This is a genomic window from Nonomuraea harbinensis, from assembly GCF_019396385.1.
In the GTDB taxonomy this organism is placed as follows: Bacteria; Actinomycetota; Actinomycetes; order Streptosporangiales; family Streptosporangiaceae; genus Nonomuraea; species Nonomuraea ferruginea.
The window spans coordinates 18,071-35,733 of the sequence record NZ_JAHKRN010000051.1; the positions used below are offsets into that span (position 1 = coordinate 18,071).

The following is a 17,663-nucleotide window of genomic DNA, read 5'->3' on the forward strand; positions in this document are numbered from 1 at the left end:
GTGTACATCGTCTACAGATTCTTCCTCAGGAACGCGATGTCGTCCGCCTGGCCCTCCGCCGGAGTCTCCACCACGACCGGGGCCCCGGCCATCCGGCACACCTCCAGGATCAGCTCCGGGTCGATCCGCCCGTTGCCGATGTTGGCGTGACGGTCGGCGCCCGAGCCGAAGTCGTCGCGCGAGTCGTTGCAGTGGACCAGGTCGATCCGGCCGGTGATCGCCTTGACCCGGTCGACCAGCCCGAGCAGCTCCTCGCCGCCCGCGTGCGCGTGGCACGTGTCGAGGCAGAACCCGACGTCGAAGCCGTCGAGCGCGTCCCACAGCCGGGCGATGCTCTCCAGCCTGCGGGCCATCGCGTTGTCGCCGCCCGCGGTGTTCTCGATCAGCACCGGGATCGGGCACTCCATGCGCTCGAACACCTTGCGCCAGTTGTCGAAGCCGACCTGCGGGTCCTCGTCCTTGCCGAGGTGGCCGCCGTGCACGATCAGGCCCTTGGCGCCGATGCTCGCCGCCGCCTCCAGGTGCTGGGCGAGCAGCTTGCGGCTGGGGATCCTGATCCGGTTGTTGGTCGTGGCGACGTTGACCAGATAGGGGGCGTGGATGTAGATGTCGACGCCCTCGACCGGCTGGGCGGGCAGCACGGGCTTCTTGTAGCCCTGGGGGTTGCCGAGGAAGAACTGCACGACCTCGGCGCCGACGGCCTCGGCGTGGGCCGTGATGTCGTCCTGGTGGACGTGAGCTCCGATGCGCACCATGTCATGGAGCCTATCCGTTTGACTGACCTGCGGCGGGGCAGTCGGCTTGCACCCCCTACCCCGAGGAGACGATATGACCCGCTGGCGCTGGCGGTCGTTGATCCTGCTCGTCTACGTGATCATCGGCATCTACGTGGCGTGGGTGTACGACTACATCACCCCGGCCATCCTGAGGGACGTCGCCGAGGCGCTGCTCGCCATCTTCCTCTGGTTCCTGGTCCTGCTCGGCGTGGACCTGCACATCGGAGGATGACCGATATCACCGAACGGCCCCGGCTCCGGCCCGGGCCGTTCGCTTTACGGAAGGTAGCCGCCGCCCGCGATGCCGAGCGCGACGCCGACGAACGCGGACACCATGCCGACGATGTTGAGCGAACGCTGCGGCGTGGTCACCGAGACGTACTGCGAGTAGAAGCCGATGCCGAGACCGAGCGTGCCCGCCCAGGAAGCGACGACGTGCCCGCCGGGGAAGAACAGGGATGCGAACGCGACGAGCCCGCACACCACCGCGGCCACGGCGAGGGTGTTCTCCACCGGATGCCGGCGGCCGTCGGTGTTGAGCGTGAGCCGGAACCGCTCGGTCTGGGCGGGCTGGAGGAAGTGTGGCACTGCGGAGCACCTCCTTGGCTTTCTGACAGGCTTTCCCATCAGCGGGCTGCTGGTAACCTGGTCAGGCTGCGTTGTGATGGGAGACCCGTCACCCCGGAGCGCCGAAGGGGGCGTCCGGGTCAGACGTCAGCGTCCTCCTGTCACGGCAGAGCGTCGTGACCGCAACAGTCCAGAGGAGGTAGGAGTCCCGCATGCGTCGTTACGAAGTAATGGTCATTCTGGACCCTTCGCTCGATGAGCGCACCGTGGCACCGTCCCTCGACCAGTTCCTCACCGTGGTCCGCAACGACGGCGGCACCGTGGAGAAGGTCGACGTCTGGGGCCGTCGCCGTCTCGCCTACGACATCGACAAGAAGTCCGAAGGCATCTACGCCGTCATCGACCTGTCCGCCGAGCCGGCCACGGTCAAGGAGCTCGACCGGCAGATGAACCTCAACGAGGGCATTCTGCGCACCAAGGTCCTGCGTCCGGACAACCACTGAAGGAGCCGCTCGTAGCCCGGCTTTTTGTCGGGCCGCGACCGTAGTCTGAGCCGTAATCCCAAGCGAAGACGTGCAGGAAGGCGAGCGCAAGCCATGGCAGCAGGCGACACCGTAATCACCCTCGTCGGCAACCTCGTCGACGACCCCGAGCTGCGCTTCACCCCGACGGGGCAAGCGGTGGCCCGGTTCCGCATCGCGTCCACTCCGCGCTTTATGGACCGCCAGACCAACGAGTGGAAGGACGGCGAGAGCCTCTTCCTCACCTGCAACGTGTGGCGCCAGGCGGCGGAGAACGCCGCCGAGAGCCTCCAGCGCGGGATGCGGGTCATCGTCCAGGGGCGGCTCAAGCAGCGCTCCTACGAGACCAAGGAAGGCGAGAAGCGCACCGTCTACGAGGTCGAGGTCGACGAGGTCGGCCCGTCCCTGCGCAACGCCACCGCCAAGGTCAACCGCACCTCCCGGCAGGGTGGCGGCGGCGGCTTCGGCGGCGGCCCGGCCGACGACCCCTGGGCGTCCGCCACGCCCGCCCCGCCCCAGGGCGGCGGCTTCGGCGGTGGCGGCGGCTACCAGGGCGGCGGCCAGCAGCAGGGCGGCGGGTCCTCCTCCGGCGGCTTCGGCGGCGGTGGCGACTTCAGCGACGAACCGCCTTTCTAACCCACCAGAAATCCAGTCCGAGTCCATTCCCGCTTCTGACAGCGGGGCTCTGAGAGGAGCACCACGATGGCCAAGCCGGCACTGCGCAAGCCCAAGAAGAAGGTTTGCCTGTTCTGCCACGACAAGATCTCCTACGTCGACTACAAGGACACGGCGCTGCTGCGGAAGTTCATCTCCGACCGCGGCAAGATCCGTGCGCGCCGGGTGACGGGAAACTGCACCCAGCACCAGCGCGACGTGGCGACCGCGATCAAGAACGCCCGTGAGGTGGCTCTGCTGCCCTACACGAGCACCGCGCGCTAAGGAGGTCTGTCGACATGAAGCTCATCCTCACCCACGAGGTCTCCGGCCTCGGCACCCCCGGTGACATCGTCGAGGTCAAGGACGGCTACGGCCGTAACTACCTCATCCCGCGCGGCTACGCCATGCGCTGGACCCGTGGCGCCGAGCGCCAGATCGAGTCCATCAGGAAGGCGCGCGACGCCCGCGAGATCCGCGACCTCGGCACCGCCAAGGAGGTCGCCGGCCAGCTCGGCGCCCTGCGCGTGCGCCTGGCCACCCGCGCCGGCGAGTCCGGCCGGCTGTTCGGCTCGGTCACCACGGGCGACATCGCCGACGCCGTGAAGGCCGCCGGCGGCCCGATCCTCGACCGCCGTCGCATCGAGATCGTCAACCCGATCAAGAGCACCGGCGCCCACAAGGTCACCGTCAAGCTGCACCCCGAGGTCTCGGCGTCCGTCGACGTCGAGGTCGTCGCGGGCTGACACCAGGCCCCGGCCTCACCGGCCCCCTTCCCGTTCCGGCGGGGAGGGGGCCTGCCTTTTGCCCCCTTTTGCCGCAGCCAGGGCCGCGCTCGTAGGGTCGTGTCCGTACTATGCCGCTCGCGCGGCCCTGTACGCGCAGGTGGGGGGACTTGATCCCCACCGTGGCCGCGTAGAATTCTCACGTTCTTCCTCTCGCGTTCCCCCTGGAGGCTCCCCATGGCCCGTCCCTCGATGCTGATCGCGCTCGGTGCGCTGGCGGCCGCGACCGTCGCCTGCGCGCCCGTCGACGAAACGGCGACGACGGCGGCGGCCTCTCCTACCTCGTCCACGGCGTGCACCAAGGACCAGCTCACGCTCGTCAACCAGGGCAAGCTGACCATCGGCACCGACAAGCCCGCCTTCGAGCCGTGGTTCAAGGACGACGACCCGGCCAACGGACAGGGGTTCGAGAGCGCCGTCGCGTACGCGGTCGCGGGGGAGCTGGGCTTCGACCGCGACGAGGTGCAGTGGGAGACGGTCAAGTTCGACACCGCGTTCGCCCCGGGCGAGAAGCGGTTCGACTTCGACATCAACCAGGTCTCGATCACGCCCGACCGGGCCAAGGCCGTCGACTTCAGCAACGGCTACTACACGGTCAAGCAGTCCGTGGTGACGCTGGGCGACGGCAAGTTCGCCGGCGCCGCCTCGCTGGCCGAGCTCAAGGACGCCAAGATCGGCGTGCAGGTCGGCACCACCGCGCTGGACGCCGTCAAGAGCGTGATCCAGCCCAGCGCGGAGCCGAACGTCTACAACGAGCAGATCGACTCCATCAACGCGCTGAAGAACGAGCAGATCGACGCTCTGGTGCTCGACCTGCCGACGGCCTTCTACGTGACGGCGGCGCAGGTCGAGGGCTCCAAGATCGTCGGCCAGTTCGGCGCGACCGGCGAGACCCCGGAGGAGTTCGGGCTGGTCATGGAGAAGGGCAGCGGGCTCAAGTCCTGCGTGGACAAGGCCGTCGACAAGCTCAAGTCCAACGGTGACCTGGACAAGATCGAGCAGCAGTGGCTGAGCGAGGCCGCGGGCGCGCCGGAGCTGAAGTGACCGCCGACCCGGTCTGGGTCAAGAGCGAACGCCAGCGCGAACGCGAGCGGGTTCTCGCGTCACAGGGCCGCCGCACGGCCTCGGTCGCGACGATCTCCACGATCCTGTTCGTCGCCCTGGTCGTCACCGTCGTGATCAGCGCACCCGGCTGGCCCCGGGTGCAGGAGACGTTCTTCGATCCGGAGATGTTCCTCGAATCGGTGCCGGCGGTCGCCGATGGCTTCCTGATCAACATCAAGATCTTCCTGATCGCGGAGCCGCTGATCCTGGTCGTTGGCCTGCTCGTGGCGCTGGCCCGCGGCACCAGGAGCCCCGCGCTCTTCCCGATCAGGGCGCTGGCCACGCTCTACGTCGACGTCTTCCGTGGCGTGCCCACGCTGCTGGTCATCCTCATGGTCGGGTTCGGACTCCCGGCACTGAAGCTGCAAGGCATCCCGAACGATCTGGTCACTCTCGGCGTCATCGCCCTGACGCTCTCGTACGGTGCGTACGTCGCGGAGGTGTTCAGGTCGGGCATCGAGTCGATCCACCCCAGCCAGGTGGCGGCGGCGCGCTCGCTGGGTCTGAGCCATGGCAAGGCCATGCGTTTCGTGGTGCTGCCGCAGGCCGCCCGCCGGGTGGTGGTGCCGCTGCTGAACGACTTCATCTCCTTGCAGAAGGACACCTCGCTCGTGGCCACGCTCGGCCTCATGGAGGCGGTCCGGCAGGCGCAGATCATCGCCTCGCGGGAGTTCGACTACACGTCCTACCTGGTGGCGTCGCTGCTGTTCATCCTGCTGACGATTCCGCTGGCCCGGTACACCGACCACCTGTCGGCGAAGGCGCGTAAGAGGCAGGGCTCATGAGCGTGCTGACCATCCACAACCTGTGGAAAAGCTTCGGCGGCAACGTCGTGCTGCGCGGCATCGACCTGGAGGTCGAGCAGCACGAGGTGGTGAGCCTGATCGGCGCGTCCGGCTCGGGCAAGTCGACGCTGCTGCGCTGCGTCAACCTGCTGGAGACGGCCGACGACGGCACCATCCATCTCGACGGCGAGGAGATCACCGATCCGCGGGTCGACGTCGACGCGGTGCGCAGGCGCCTGGGCACCGTGTTCCAGGCGTTCAACCTGTTCCCGCACATGACCGTGATGGACAACATCACCCTGGCCCCGCGCCAGGTCCACCGGGTCGGCCGCGCGCAGGCCGAGGAGGAGGCGCACGAGCTGCTGCGGAGGTTCGGGCTGGCGGACAAGGCCGGGGCCTACCCGGACCGGCTCTCCGGCGGCCAGCAGCAGCGGGTGGCCATCATCAGGGCCCTGGCCACCAAGCCGCGGGTGATGCTGCTCGACGAGGTCACCTCCGCGCTCGACCCCATGCTGGTCGTCGAGGTGCTCGCCGTCATCAGGGAGCTCAAGGAGTCGGGCATGACGATGATCCTGACGACGCACGAGATGTCCTTCTGCCGCGACATCTCCGACACCGTGTGCTTCCTCGACGGCGGCGTGCTGCTGGAGAAGGGCCCGCCGGAGAAGATCTTCACCGAGCCGGAGCACGACCGCACCCGCGCCTTCCTGGGCAGCGTGCTGGAGTCGGGCCGGTTCTAACGCCGGTGCCTGCCCCGTCCGGGCGTCGCCGCGGCGGCCCGGCCGGGGTCGGCCAGCAGGCTGCGGTGTCTGCCGTACCCGAGGTAGACCAGCACCCCGAAGGCCATCCACAGGGCGAACCACGCCCAGGTGTGCACCTGCAGGTTCACCATCAGCCAGAACGTGGCGACCAGCGACAGGATCGGCAGCAGCGGCGACAGCGGCACCCGGAAGCCGCGCTCCAGCTCCGGCATCCTGCGCCGCATCACGATCACCCCGGCCGCCACGAACATGAACGCGAACAGCGTCCCCATGACGACGAGTTCCTGCATCGTGAGCACGGGCACGAACTCGGCCAGCACGATCGCGACCGCGCCGATCACCAGCGTCACCCGCGACGGCGTGTGGTAGGCCCGGCTGATCACCGCCAACCGGCGCGGGATGAGCCCGTCGCGCGCCATCGAGAACAGCACCCGGGTCTGCCCCACGAGCAGCACCAGGATCACCGTGGTCAGCCCGAGCACCGCGCCCACGTCGATGACGTGCGTCATCCACCCGGCGCCCACCGCCTGGAACGCGCTCGCCAGCGGCGCCTCCACCGAGATGCTCGTGTACGGGACCATCCCCACCATGACGGCGGCCACCGCGATGTAGATCACCGTGGCCACGACCAGGCTGCGGATCATGCCCTTCGGCACCACCGTGCGCGGGTTCACCGTCTCCTCGGCCGCGGTCGCGACGATGTCGAACCCGATGTAGGCGAACGCGATCACCGGGGCGGCGGCGAACACTCCTGACCAGCCGAACGTCTGGCCCTGGCCGACGAACAGGTCCAGCACGGTCGCCGTCGGCGTGGTGACCGGCTGCGGCTCGGCGTGGAAGTCGCCGAAGTTCGCCACGTCCACGTACGTCGCGCCGACCACGATGACCGCGCCGATGGCCAGCAGCTTCGCGGTCACCATCACCCACAGCGCGCGCAGGCCGATCCGCGCGCCGGCCGCCACGACCCCGGTCAGCAGCACCAGGATGACCAGGACGAGGACGTTCTCGACCACCTCGGGCCGGGGGACCCGCACGCCGAAGTTGCCGATGGCGCCCACGGTGATCTGCGCCCACGCCCGCGACACCACGGCCGCGGCCAGCTGCAGCTCCAGGATCAGCGCCCAGCCGATGATCCACGCCCAGATCTCGCCGAAGATGACGTAGGTGAAGGTGTAGGCGCTGCCGGAGGTCGGCATCGTCGACGACAGCTCGGCGTAGCACAGGCAGGCCAGCAGGCAGGCGATGCCCGCGATCATGAAGGACAGGATGACGCCGGGACCGGCCTTCGTCGCCGCCATCTGCCCGGCGATGCTGAAGATCCCGGCGCCGATCATCACGCCGAGTCCGAGCACCACGAGGTCGGAGGTCCGGTACACCTGGGCCAGCGCATGGCGCGCGCCGGTGCGGAGGCCGGTCGCCTCGGCTGGTGGCAGCCGTCGCATCATTGCGGACAAAGTGACACACCCCGCTCATGAGACCCGCCCACAGTGCCTCACCACTTCCGGCGACAGCAAGCACGGAAGCGTCACGGTGCTAAGCCCCGACCACCAGCCAGGCGGAGCCGGCGGCGCGACGGGCCAGGGTGACGAGCCTGGCCACCATCCACACCCCGAGCGCGCACCACAGGGCCACGATGTCCATCCCGGACGCGAGGGCGGCGGCGGGCAGGTACGCCAGCGTCGTCCACACCCCTGCCCACGCCAGGTAACGCTGGTCACCGGCGCCGATCAGCACGCCGTCGAGCACGAACACCACCCCGCAGATCGGCTGGAACAGCGCCACCGGCCAGAGGACGGCGAGCAGCTGTTCGGTCACCTGCGGGTCGGCGTCGAACAGGCCCGGCAGCAGCGGCCGCGCCGCCAGCACCAGCAGCCCCAGCACCGCACCCGACCAGACGCCCCACGTCACCATCCGCCGCGTGGCCCGCCGGGTGGCCTCGACGTCCCCGGCGCCGAGCGCCCGCCCGGTGATCGCCTGCCCCGCGATGGCGATGGCGTCCAGCGCGAACGCCAGCATCGTCCACACCTGCGTGGCGATCGCGTACGCGGCCAGCTCGGCCTGCCCCATCCTGGTGGCGATCACCATGGCGACCACCAGCACCACCCGCAGGCACACGGTCCTGACCAGGAGCGCGAACCCGGCCGTGCCCGCCTGGCGCACCCCCGCCGGGTCCGGCCGCAGGGGGACGCGCAGCCGCCGCGCGCCCTTGACCACGACCGCCACGTACACGGTCGCGCCGAGCGTCTGCGCCAGTACGGTGCCCCACGCCGACCCGGCGATGCCCCAGTCCAGACCCAGCACGAACCAGGCGTTCAGCACCGCGTTGAGCGCGAACGAGCCGACCGCCACCACCAGCGGCGTCACGGTGTCCTGGAGGCCGCGCAGCACTCCCGTACCGGCCAGCACCACCAGCATGCCCGGGGTGCCCAGCAGGCTGATCCGCAGGTACGTCACGGCCTGCTCGGCCTGGTCCGGGGCGGCGCCGAAGAGGTCCACCACCGGCGGCGCGAGCGGCCACATGACCGCGATCAGCGCCGCGCCGATGCCGAGCGCCAGCCAGATGCCGTCCACCCCGTGGCGCATCGCCCGCTCGTGGTGGCCCGCCCCGGTCTGCCGCGCCACCGACGCGGTCGTGCCGTACGCGAGGAACACACAGAGGTTCACCAGCGTCGTCAGGACCGTGCCGGCCACGCCCAGCGCGCCCACCGCGGTGGTGCCCAGCCCGTGGCCCACGATCGCGTAGTCGGAGAGCAGGAAGAGCGGCTCGGCCACCAGCGCGCCGAATGCGGGCACGGCCAGCCGCAATATCTCCCTATCCTGGGGCGTAATGGGCATTCATCGATTATGCCCCTTACGGGACGCAGGTTGCCAACTTTCTTCCCTCCACAGCCGGTGGACATCGTATCCGCAGGTCGGAGGGCATGTGGATGATGATGTCCACAGTTATCCCCAGGCTCGTCCACAGGCCTTTCACACCCTGAGCGGGCTGCGTACACAGCTTGACCACAACCTTGTCCACAGGCCGCGTTGCTGATGGGCCGCAGAGCCGCGAAACTGTCAGACCGGTCGGCTACAACTGGGGGTGGCTCGACCGCTGCGAGCAGTTGAGGGGGCGCGGTGAGCATTGACGAAGAGATCGGTGCGGGCCCGGGGTTCGAGCGCACACCGCCCAACAACATCGAGGCGGAGCAGTCGGTGCTGGGCGGCATGCTGCTGTCGAAGGACGCGATCGCCGACGTCATCGAGATCATCCGCTCCGACGACTTCTACCGCCCCGCCCACCAGATGGTGTTCGACATCATCACCGACCTCTACGGCCGCGGCGAGCCGGCCGACGCGGTCACGGTCTTCGCCGAGCTGCAGAAACGCGGCGAGATGGCCCGCGTGGGCGGTGCCGCCTACCTCCACACCCTCACGGCCGTCGTCCCGACCGCCGCCAACGCCGACTTCTACGCCAAGATCGTCCGCGAGCAGGCGGTGCTGCGCCGCCTCATCGAGGCCGGCACCCGCATCGTCTCCTACGGCTACGGCGGCCAGAACGAAGAGGTCGACGACCTCGTCGACCGCGCCCAGGCCGAGATCTACAAGGTCACCGAGCGCCGCACGTCCGAAGACTACGCGGCCCTGGCCGACATCATGCCCGGCGCCCTCGACGAGCTGGAGGCCATCGGCAGCCGCGGCGGTCAGATGGTCGGCGTCCCGACCGGCTTCGCCGACCTCGACCAGCTCACCAACGGCCTCCACCCGGGCCAGATGATCGTCGTCGCCGCCCGGCCGGCCATCGGGAAGGCTCTCGCCCTCGACACCCCCCTGCCCACGCCGACGGGCTGGACCACGATGGGCGAGGTCCGGGTCGGCGACGACCTGATCGGCGCCGACGGCAGGCCGACCCGCGTGGTCGCGGCCACCGAGGTGATGCACGGCAGGCCCTGCTACGAGCTGGAGTTCAGCGACGGCACGGTGATCGTGGCCGACGCCGGCCATCAGTGGCGCACCACGACCCGTGCCTCCCGCCGATCGCTCTCCCGGCCTGGCGGAGAGGGGGGCACGCGCGCGGCCGTCCGCTCGGTCGTGACCACCGAGGAGATCGCCGCCACCCTGCGGTGTCCCGCCGATCAGCGGCCCCACCACGCCGTCGAGGTGGCCGCGGCTCTCCAGGGGGAGGAGGCGGACCTTCCCCTGCCGCCCTACGCCCTCGGGATCTGGCTGGGTGACGGCCGGGGCGCGAGCGTGAGCCCCGGCCTCCAGGGTGTCCTGCGCTCCCTCGGCGTCCTGGACGACAGGCACATCCCCGTGAGCTACCTGCGCGCGTCGGAGCGGCAGCGCCGCGCCCTGCTGGCAGGGCTGCTCGACTCCGGCGGACGCGTCGACGCCGCAGGCCGGATCCGGTTCGCCGTGACGGACCGGCGCCTCGCCGGCGACGCGCGCGAGCTGATCCTGAGCCTCGGCTACCAGCCGGCCGTCCGCATCGAGCGGATGAAGGCGTCATCCACCTACGTGATCGGCTTCACCACGCCTGACCAGGTCTTCCGGCTCCCCGGGAAGGCCGTCGGGCAGGTCGGCGGCGCCGACCCGAAGGCGTCGGCCCGCCACATCGTGGACGTGCGCCCCGTCCCGTCCCGGCCCGTACGCTGCGTGCAGGTCGACAACGCCGACCACCTCTACCTGGCGAGCCGGTCCTGGATCCCGACCCACAACAGCACGCTCGGCCTGGACTTCGCCCGGTCGGCGGCGATCAAACACGGCATGTCGACCGTCATCTTCTCGCTGGAGATGTCGCGCAACGAGATCACCATGCGACTGCTGTCGGCCGAGGCGCGGGTGGCGCTGCACGCCATGCGCTCGGGCATGATGACCGACGACGACTGGACACGCCTGGCGCGGCGGATGAGCGAGGTGGCGGAGGCGCCGCTGTTCATCGACGACTCGCCCAACATGTCGATGATGGAGATCCGGGCCAAGTGCCGCCGCCTCAAGCAGCGCAACGACCTGCGGTTCGTGGTCATCGACTATCTGCAGCTGATGAGCTCGCCGAAGAAGACCGAGAGCCGTCAGAACGAAGTGTCGGAGATCTCCCGTGCCATCAAGCTGCTGGCCAAGGAGCTGGAGGTCCCCGTCATCGCCATCTCCCAGCTCAACCGAGGCCCGGAGCAGCGTACGGACAAACGCCCCCAGGTGAGCGACCTGCGTGAGTCCGGTTGCCTGACCGCCGCCACCCGCGTCATGCGGGCCGACACGGGCGCCGAGGTCTCGCTGGGAGATCTGCTCGCATCGGGTGCGCGCGACATCCCGGTCTGGTCCCTCGACGACCGGCTGAAGCTCGTGCCCCGGACGATGACGCACGTCTTCCCGAGCGGGGTCAGGGAGGTCTACCGGGTCCGGCTCCGGTCAGGCAGAGAGGTGGAGGCGACGGCCAGCCACCCGTTCCTCACCTACGACGGCTGGCGTCCCCTGGCGGATCTCGCCGCCGGGGCGCGGGTGGCCGTGCCGCGACACGTCCCCGCTCCCTTGGACGTCGAGTCTTGGGACGAGGACGAGTTGGTCCTGCTCGCCCATTTGATCGGCGACGGCTCGTTCGTACGCGGGCAGCCGATCCGCTACAGCAGCACCGACGAGGCGAACCTGGCCGTCGTCACGGAGGCGGCCGCCCGGCGTTTCCACATCACCGCCGTGCGGGACGAGCACGCCGCGGCTCGGTGCACCTCCCTGCGGCTGCCCGCGCCGTATCGGCTGACCCATGGCAAGCGGAACCCCATCGCCGCCTGGCTCGACGGGCTGGGCCTGTTCGGTCTGCGCAGTCATGAGAAGTTCATGCCGGACGGCCTGTTCGCGCTGCCGAAGCGGCAGGCCGCGCTCTTCCTCAGGCATCTGTGGGCCACCGACGGGTGCGTGTGGTGGGACGAGAAGGCCGGGCAGGCGCGCATCTACTACGCGTCCACCAGCAGGCGCCTGGTGGACGACGTGGCGCGGCTCCTGCTGCGGTTCAACGTGATGACTCGGGTGAAGGAGTCCCGCAAGGGCGATCACCGCCCTTCTTACCAGCTGTTCGTCTACGGAGCGGAGAACCAGCTGCGTTTCCTCGACGAGATCGGTGTCCACGGCGGGCGCGAGACGGCTGCGCGTCAGTGCGCCGGGCGCCTACGGCTGATCACCGGTAACACCAACATCGACACGGTGCCGAAGGAGGTTTGGACGCGCGTCCGCACAGCGCTGGTGGAACGAGGTATGTCACAGCGTGAGTTCGCCGCCGGCATGGGGACGAGCTATTGCGGGACCACGCTCTGGAAACACGCGCCGAGCCGGGAGCGCCTCGGACGGGTCGCCGCGGTCCTGGACGCCTCGGACCTCGAACTGCTGGCCACCAACGACGTCTTCTGGGATGAGATCGCCTCAGTCGAGTCGTTGGGCGAGCAGCCGGTCTTCGACGCCACGGTGCTGGGCACGCACAACTTCATCGCGAACGGGATCAGCCTGCACAACTCCATCGAGCAGGACGCCGACATGGTGATCCTGCTGCATCGTGAGGACGCTTACGAGAGGGAGTCGCCACGGGCGGGCGAGGCCGACCTGATCGTGGCGAAGCATCGTAACGGGCCGACGGCGACCGTGACCGTGGCCTTCCAGGGTCACTACAGCCGCTTCGTCGACATGGCGCAACACTAGGCCAGGCGCACTCCGGCAGGGCTCACGAGCGACGTGACGATCGACTGGACGAGGCGCATGATGAGGGCTTCGAGCAGCATGACCGCCGCCTTGGCCAGCAGAGACGCCAGGAATTCGGACATTAGGTACCTCGCGGGGACGAATATGTCTTTCCTCGCATAATTAACCACAAAACACGCCGGGAACTGTAGTCCGAGTGACCGGAAGGTGAACGATCGATGTCTATCTGATACCGAGGCTCTCGACCGCGACGGCGGCCAGCGTGGCCGCGGCCGCGCTGGTGAGCCCGATCCCCCAGCCGATGGGGCCGACCGGGCGGCAGCCGAAGACCTGGCTGAGGCCCGGCACCGACACGACCACGAAGAGGGCGGCCAGCGACGACACGGACGCCGCCACGACCAGGCGGTCCCGCCGGCCGAGCGCCAGGGTCTGCAGGAGCTGGGCGGCGACCAGGCCGATGAGCCCGACGGTGTCGGCGCGCCCGCGGGTGCCGCCCATCCTGGCCAGCAGCCATGCGGCGGCGGCCGCCGCCGCGGTCGTGACGGCGCGCAGGTAGATCTCGCGGGTGAGCGCGGTGCCGAGCGAGGCCTCCGGCCCTTCGGCCAGCAGCTTCTCCGGGCTGGCGGCGCTGGGCGGCCGCACGGCCACGGCCAGTGCGGGCAGCATGTCGGTCAGGAGGTTGACCAGCAGCAACTGGCGGGCGTTCAGCGCGCTGCGCCGGGTCAGCAGGCTCGACCCGAGGGTGAAGGCGATCTCGCCGACGTTGCCGCCGAGCAGGATCCCCAGCGCGTCGCGTACGGACCCCCACATGGCGCGGCCCTCGACGATCGCGTCGATGATGGTCTCGATGCGGTTGTCCAGGACGACGATGTCGGCGGCCGACCGGGCGGCCGGGGTGGCCGTGGAGCCGAGCGCGACGCCCACGTCGGCGAGGCGGATGGCCGGCACGTCGTTGGCGCCGTCGCCGGTCACGGCGACGACCTTGCCGGTGTCGCGCAGGACGGTCACGATGCGTGCCTTGTGCTCCGGGGTGGTCCTGGCGAAGACGGCCACGTCGGAGAGCACCTCGCCGAGCCGCTCGTCGTCGAGCGCGTCGATCTCGGGCCCTGTCATGATCCGCCGGCCGTTGATCGCGTCCAGCTCGGCGGCGATGGCCTCGGCGGTGCTGGGGTGATCGCCGGTGATCATGATGACCCGGACGCCCGCGCCGATGAGCTGCCGCACGCTCGCCTTGGCCGTGGGCCTGATGGGGTCGGCCAGGCCGAGGTAGCCGAGGAAGCACAGCCGTTCGATGCGGGACTCGTCCAGGTCGGCGCGGCTGGAGGCGGACCGCTCGGCGACGGCGAGCACGCGGTAGCCCTGCCGGGCCAGCCGCTCCACCTCCTGTCCCAGCTCCAGCCTGATCCGGTCGTCCAGCGGGACGTGGTGGCCGTCGCGCAGGACGGTGGAGCAGCGGCCGAGCACGACCTCGGGGGCGCCCTTGACGCTGAGCAGGTGTCCGGGACCGGAGGTGCCGAGCACGGCGTGGTAGCCGCGGGCGGGCTCGAAGTGCAGTTCGTCGACGCGTTTCCAGGACTTCAGGCCCTCGTCGAGGGTGATGCCGAGCGCGTTCGCGCCTTCGATGACGGCCCGGTCGGTGGGGTGGGCGATCCTGCGGTCGTCGCCGAACTTGGGCCCCGCGCGCAGCGCCGCGCCGACGAGGGCCCGCATCTCGTCGGTCAGCTCGTCAGGCGACCTCTGGTGCCATCCGTCCGACACCCGGCCGAGGCTGATGTGGCCTTCGGTGAGGGTGCCGGTCTTGTCGAAGCAGAGCACGCCGACCCTGCCCAGCGCCTCGATCGTGGACGGGTTGCGGACCAGCGTGTTGCGCTGCGAGAGCCGCTTGGCGGAGGCGAGTTCGGCGATGGTGGCGACGAACGGCAGGCCTTCGGGCACCGCGGCCACCATCATGCTCACGGCGGGCCCGAGCGCGGTGGCCAGCGGCGAGCCGCGGAGCAGGTCGATGCCCATGAGCACCACGCCGGAGCCGACGGCGGCCGGCAGGATCCTGCGGCTCAGCTCGCGCAGCCGCAGCTCCACGCCGCTCGGTGGCGGTTCCAGGGCGGCGAGCGCGGCGGTCCGGCCGGCCTCGGTGCGTTCGCCGGTGGCGACGACCACGGCGCGGCCGCTGCCCGCCGCGACGGTGGTGCCCAGATACACCATCGAGCTGCGCTCGGCGACGGCGGGCGCCGCCGTGGGGCTGATGGTCTTGGTGACGAGCTGCGACTCGCCGGTGAGCGTGGACTCGTCGAGCTCCAGCCCGGACGCCTTGATCAGCCTGGCGTCCGCCGGCACGGCGTCGCCCGCGCGCAGTTCGATCACGTCTCCCGGGACGAGGACGCCGGCGTCGCAGTCGACCGTGCCGCCGGGGCGGCGTACGCGCACGGTGACCGCGGTGATCTCGGAGAGGCGGTTGAGCGCCCGGTCGGCGCCGGTCCGCTGGGCGCCGCCCAGGAAGGCGTCGATGAGCATCACGCCGCCGATGAGCCCGGCGTCCAGGACCGAGCCGACGGCGGCCGACACGCCCGCGCCGGCGGCGAGCACCGGTGTCAGCGGGTTGGCGAGCTCCCGGACCGCCGCGCCGGTCAGGGACACCGGCGCCTCCTCCGTCGCGGCGGGCGGGGTCCTGCGGCGGGCGGCCTCCTCCTCGGTCAGTCCCTTGCGTGAGGTGTCGAGCCGGGCGAGCACGTCGGGTATGGCCATGGCGTGCCAGGGCGTGGGGTCGGCCTGGACAGGCGGGGTGCCGCGCCCGGTGGCGCGGCCCGACCAGTAGCCGAAGAACAGCGCGACCGCCGACACGGCGTCCCGCACCCAGCCGGCACGCTGTGGGGCGGCCGCCTCCGGGCCGATGAACGCCAGCCCCGAGCCCGCGACCGCGCCGGAGGCGGCGAGCCACACGCCGCGGGTGCTCACCTTCCTGGCGACCGGCAGGGATCGCAGCACCAGGTGCGCCGCGTCCAGCCCGCCCACCACGTCGGCGTCCCAGGGGAAGCGCCTGGACGGCTCCAGCACGCCGATGCCCAGGTCGGCCCCGCGGAGCGCGCGCCGCGAGCGCCGCGAGACCACGGCGACGCCGTGCCCGTCAGCCTGCAGCTCGCGCACCAGCTCAGCCGGCTCGGACTCTGGGGACGGATCGACACCGAGCCGGAGGGCGAGGCCGTCCTCGTCGCCGGCGATGATCACGGTGCCGGCGCTCCTGGCCGCGGAGACCAGCGCCTCGGCCATCGGATGCGGCTCCCTGGCCAGCCCGACCAGCGCGACCTCCGCGCCGTCCTTCGAGACGGTGACGGGGCGGATGCCCTGGTCGACCCACTCCGAGCGGGCGACGTCCAGGCCGGCGGGGGCGGCGGTCCAGCCGTCCTGCTCGCGCCGCGCGTCCGGGTCGGTGAGGTCGAGCAGCGTGTAGAGGCAGGCGTGCAGCTCGTCCAGGTCCACGTCGGGTACGAGGGGGAGCACGCTCTCGATCGCCCACCGGCCGGAGGTGAGCACGGCGGCGTCGAAGACGACGGTGTCGACGCGGTCCATGCGGGACAACGCCCGGCGGTCGAGCACCATCGCGTCGCGTCCGGCCAGAGCGGCCATGATCGCGCTGACGTAGCCGTCCCTGGCGAGCCGGCCGGCCTTGGGCGTGCCGGAGATGAGCAGGGGAAGCCCGCGCCGGTGGTCGCGGGTGAGGAACGTGGTCACGCCGTGCGCGGCCAGCGCGCCGGGGCCCGCGAGGTCGGCGTAGCGTTCGAGCGGGCCGCGGGGCAGCGGGGCGGGCCGTTCGGACTCCTCGGCCCTGATGTGCCGGTAGGAGCCGTCGTGGCCGGCGAGCGCCGTTTCGCGCCGTTCCCAGGCGCGGCGGCCGGTGTGCGCGGCGGCGTACCGGCCCGCGGCGGCGGCGGAGTCGACGAGCAGCGTCACGGGTCGCGCGGCCAGCGCGTTGGCGACGATCCTGGTCGTGCCGAGTATCGCGTCGGTGGCCGACGCGCCGAGGCGCCGCTCCAGCTCAAGGCGCACCCGGGGGATCTCGTCGGCCAGCGCGGCGAAGCTGGGCACCGCGTCGGACAGCCGGGGGACGCGGGCGACCTGGCCGGTCAGCGCGAGGGCGGCGCCGACGAGGTTGAGCCCGAGGCTCACGGCGGCCTTGGCCTGCTGCTCCGCACCGTCGAGCACCCGGGCGGGGGGCGGGCCCTCGGTGTCGTGCTCCTCGATGAGCTCGATGAGCTCGTCCAGTTCGCCGCCAGGCGGGCAGTCGACGAACACGCAGCCGAGCGCCCCGTTCACCTCGGCGCGGCGCGCGCCGTGGGCCAGCAGCCGCCCTTCCAGCTCGCGGACGCGCTCCTCCGTTCCCGGCCCGCCCAGGTGGCGCAGCTCCACGCGGGTCCCGCCGGGGCACGCCCGCACCCGGCGGGGACGTGGGACGAGGCCGCGTACCGGCTCAGGAAGGAGGTCCAGCAAGGTGTCAGCGGAGAACAGGCCGAACGCCGGCATGCCGCCCCCTGTTCTCTCGGCTGGTTCGGCCTATTTGCTCGGACGGGTGCGCTCGACCGCTTCCTTCTGCCGGGTCAAGGCGTTCTTGACCGCCGCGGCCTTGTTCTTCGCGGTGGCGGCCTCGGCCGCCTTGCTCGCCGTCTTCTGCCTCGTCTCCATCTCGTTCTGCTTGGGCTTCTCGGGCTTGCGGGCCGAGGTGGGCTTGCCGTTGCCGTTCCTGCGGGCGCGCTGGGCGATGACGGTGCCCACGCCGATGGCGGCCGCCACGGGCCATTCGACGACGCCGAACACCGCGAGCGCGCCGAGCGCCCCGTAGTAGGCGACGCGCTCCGGCGGCGGCAGGATCGACTTGGCGACGTCGACCGCGTGGCCCATCTCCTGCTTGCTGATGTGCGGCATCGGGACGTGCGGCAGCTTCATGTCGGGCTTGTGGAGCTGGATGGACATCATGGGCAGGTCCAGCGTGACCTTCTTGTCCTGGGCTGTGGACGGCTGCGTCTGGGTATCAGCCATGACTCCTCCTTGGGCGTGA

At 70.7% G+C, this 17,663-nt stretch carries 16 protein-coding genes; 9 read left to right on the forward strand and 7 right to left on the reverse strand.

The window, feature by feature from the left end; genetic code table 11:
• Window positions 1-11 precede the first annotated feature (11 nt).
• Window positions 12-755: a deoxyribonuclease IV gene (locus tag KME79_RS35985; RefSeq protein ID WP_219549791.1), complete on the reverse strand. Its 744-nt coding sequence runs from the start codon at window positions 753-755 to the stop codon at window positions 12-14.
• A 73-nt stretch (window positions 756-828) separates the two neighbouring features.
• Between KME79_RS35985 and KME79_RS35990 the strand changes: the two genes are divergently transcribed.
• Complete coding sequence (locus KME79_RS35990) at window positions 829-1,008, forward strand: hypothetical protein (protein ID WP_219549793.1); 180 nt, start codon at window positions 829-831, stop codon at window positions 1,006-1,008.
• Window positions 1,009-1,052: 44 nt separating this feature from the next.
• Here KME79_RS35990 and KME79_RS35995 read toward each other — a convergent pair whose 3' ends face one another.
• Window positions 1,053-1,364: a hypothetical protein gene (locus KME79_RS35995; RefSeq protein ID WP_148035959.1), complete on the reverse strand. Its 312-nt coding sequence runs from the start codon at window positions 1,362-1,364 to the stop codon at window positions 1,053-1,055.
• A gap of 191 nt (window positions 1,365-1,555) precedes the next feature.
• On the opposite strand from KME79_RS35995, the gene rpsF reads away from it, so the two are divergent.
• From rpsF to KME79_RS36030, 7 genes are all read left to right on the forward strand, one after another.
• On the forward strand, window positions 1,556-1,846 hold the full coding sequence (gene rpsF / locus KME79_RS36000; protein WP_148035960.1) for a 30S ribosomal protein S6: 291 nt from the start codon (window positions 1,556-1,558) through the stop codon (window positions 1,844-1,846).
• Between the two features lie 93 nt (window positions 1,847-1,939).
• Complete coding sequence (locus tag KME79_RS36005) at window positions 1,940-2,500, forward strand: single-stranded DNA-binding protein (protein WP_148035961.1); 561 nt, start codon at window positions 1,940-1,942, stop codon at window positions 2,498-2,500.
• 66 nt (window positions 2,501-2,566) lie between these two features.
• The gene (rpsR, locus tag KME79_RS36010) at window positions 2,567-2,803 is read left to right on the forward strand and encodes a 30S ribosomal protein S18 (protein WP_020543048.1); all 237 of its coding nucleotides are present in this window, start codon (window positions 2,567-2,569) and stop codon (window positions 2,801-2,803) included.
• 14 nt (window positions 2,804-2,817) lie between these two features.
• Window positions 2,818-3,264 (forward strand): 50S ribosomal protein L9, encoded by a 447-nt coding sequence (rplI, locus tag KME79_RS36015; protein ID WP_148035962.1) that lies wholly within the window; start codon window positions 2,818-2,820, stop codon window positions 3,262-3,264.
• 216 nt (window positions 3,265-3,480) lie between these two features.
• On the forward strand, window positions 3,481-4,347 hold the full coding sequence (locus KME79_RS36020) for an ABC transporter substrate-binding protein (protein ID WP_219549795.1): 867 nt from the start codon (window positions 3,481-3,483) through the stop codon (window positions 4,345-4,347).
• Complete coding sequence (locus KME79_RS36025) at window positions 4,344-5,192, forward strand: amino acid ABC transporter permease (RefSeq protein WP_219549797.1); 849 nt, start codon at window positions 4,344-4,346, stop codon at window positions 5,190-5,192. The genes KME79_RS36020 and KME79_RS36025 overlap by 4 nt, the downstream gene beginning before the upstream one ends.
• A complete protein-coding gene (locus KME79_RS36030; RefSeq protein WP_219549799.1) occupies window positions 5,189-5,932 on the forward strand; it encodes an amino acid ABC transporter ATP-binding protein in 744 nt (247 codons plus the stop codon). The genes KME79_RS36025 and KME79_RS36030 overlap by 4 nt, the downstream gene beginning before the upstream one ends.
• Here the strand turns inward: KME79_RS36030 and KME79_RS36035 are convergent.
• Together KME79_RS36035 and KME79_RS36040 are read right to left on the reverse strand one after the other, a co-directional pair.
• Window positions 5,929-7,398: an APC family permease gene (locus KME79_RS36035; protein ID WP_246640993.1), complete on the reverse strand. Its 1,470-nt coding sequence runs from the start codon at window positions 7,396-7,398 to the stop codon at window positions 5,929-5,931. The two genes, KME79_RS36030 and KME79_RS36035, sit on opposite strands and share 4 nt — an antisense overlap.
• An 88-nt stretch (window positions 7,399-7,486) precedes the next feature.
• On the reverse strand, window positions 7,487-8,788 hold the full coding sequence (locus KME79_RS36040; protein ID WP_219549801.1) for an MATE family efflux transporter: 1,302 nt from the start codon (window positions 8,786-8,788) through the stop codon (window positions 7,487-7,489).
• A 282-nt stretch (window positions 8,789-9,070) separates the two neighbouring features.
• Between KME79_RS36040 and KME79_RS36045 the strand changes: the two genes are divergently transcribed.
• Window positions 9,071-12,616 (forward strand): replicative DNA helicase, encoded by a 3,546-nt coding sequence (locus tag KME79_RS36045; RefSeq protein WP_219549802.1) that lies wholly within the window; start codon window positions 9,071-9,073, stop codon window positions 12,614-12,616.
• Here the strand turns inward: KME79_RS36045 and KME79_RS46660 are convergent.
• From KME79_RS46660 to KME79_RS36055, 3 genes are all read right to left on the reverse strand, one after another.
• Entirely contained in the window at window positions 12,613-12,738 is a 126-nt protein-coding gene (locus KME79_RS46660; protein WP_261808989.1) for a hypothetical protein, read from the reverse strand. The two genes, KME79_RS36045 and KME79_RS46660, sit on opposite strands and share 4 nt — an antisense overlap.
• 100 nt (window positions 12,739-12,838) lie before the next feature.
• Complete coding sequence (locus tag KME79_RS36050) at window positions 12,839-17,131, reverse strand: cation-translocating P-type ATPase (protein WP_219549804.1); 4,293 nt, start codon at window positions 17,129-17,131, stop codon at window positions 12,839-12,841.
• A 30-nt stretch (window positions 17,132-17,161) separates the two neighbouring features.
• Complete coding sequence (locus tag KME79_RS36055; RefSeq protein WP_219549806.1) at window positions 17,162-17,644, reverse strand: hypothetical protein; 483 nt, start codon at window positions 17,642-17,644, stop codon at window positions 17,162-17,164.
• Window positions 17,645-17,663: the final 19 nt, after the last annotated feature.

Coding starts and splice junctions, on each gene's coding strand:
- KME79_RS35985 (WP_219549791.1), bottom strand. CDS start 755: ATGGTGCGCATCGGAGCTCACGTCCACCAGGACGACATCACGGCCCAC.
- KME79_RS35990 (WP_219549793.1), top strand. CDS start 829: ATGACCCGCTGGCGCTGGCGGTCGTTGATCCTGCTCGTCTACGTGATC.
- rpsF (WP_148035960.1), top strand. CDS start 1,556: ATGCGTCGTTACGAAGTAATGGTCATTCTGGACCCTTCGCTCGATGAG.
- KME79_RS36005 (WP_148035961.1), top strand. CDS start 1,940: ATGGCAGCAGGCGACACCGTAATCACCCTCGTCGGCAACCTCGTCGAC.
- rpsR (WP_020543048.1), top strand. CDS start 2,567: ATGGCCAAGCCGGCACTGCGCAAGCCCAAGAAGAAGGTTTGCCTGTTC.
- rplI (WP_148035962.1), top strand. CDS start 2,818: ATGAAGCTCATCCTCACCCACGAGGTCTCCGGCCTCGGCACCCCCGGT.
- KME79_RS36020 (WP_219549795.1), top strand. CDS start 3,481: ATGGCCCGTCCCTCGATGCTGATCGCGCTCGGTGCGCTGGCGGCCGCG.
- KME79_RS36030 (WP_219549799.1), top strand. CDS start 5,189: ATGAGCGTGCTGACCATCCACAACCTGTGGAAAAGCTTCGGCGGCAAC.
- KME79_RS36035 (WP_246640993.1), bottom strand. CDS start 7,398: ATGATGCGACGGCTGCCACCAGCCGAGGCGACCGGCCTCCGCACCGGC.
- KME79_RS36040 (WP_219549801.1), bottom strand. CDS start 8,788: ATGCCCATTACGCCCCAGGATAGGGAGATATTGCGGCTGGCCGTGCCC.
- KME79_RS46660 (WP_261808989.1), bottom strand. CDS start 12,738: ATGTCCGAATTCCTGGCGTCTCTGCTGGCCAAGGCGGCGGTCATGCTG.
- KME79_RS36050 (WP_219549804.1), bottom strand. CDS start 17,131: ATGCCGGCGTTCGGCCTGTTCTCCGCTGACACCTTGCTGGACCTCCTT.
- KME79_RS36055 (WP_219549806.1), bottom strand. CDS start 17,644: ATGGCTGATACCCAGACGCAGCCGTCCACAGCCCAGGACAAGAAGGTC.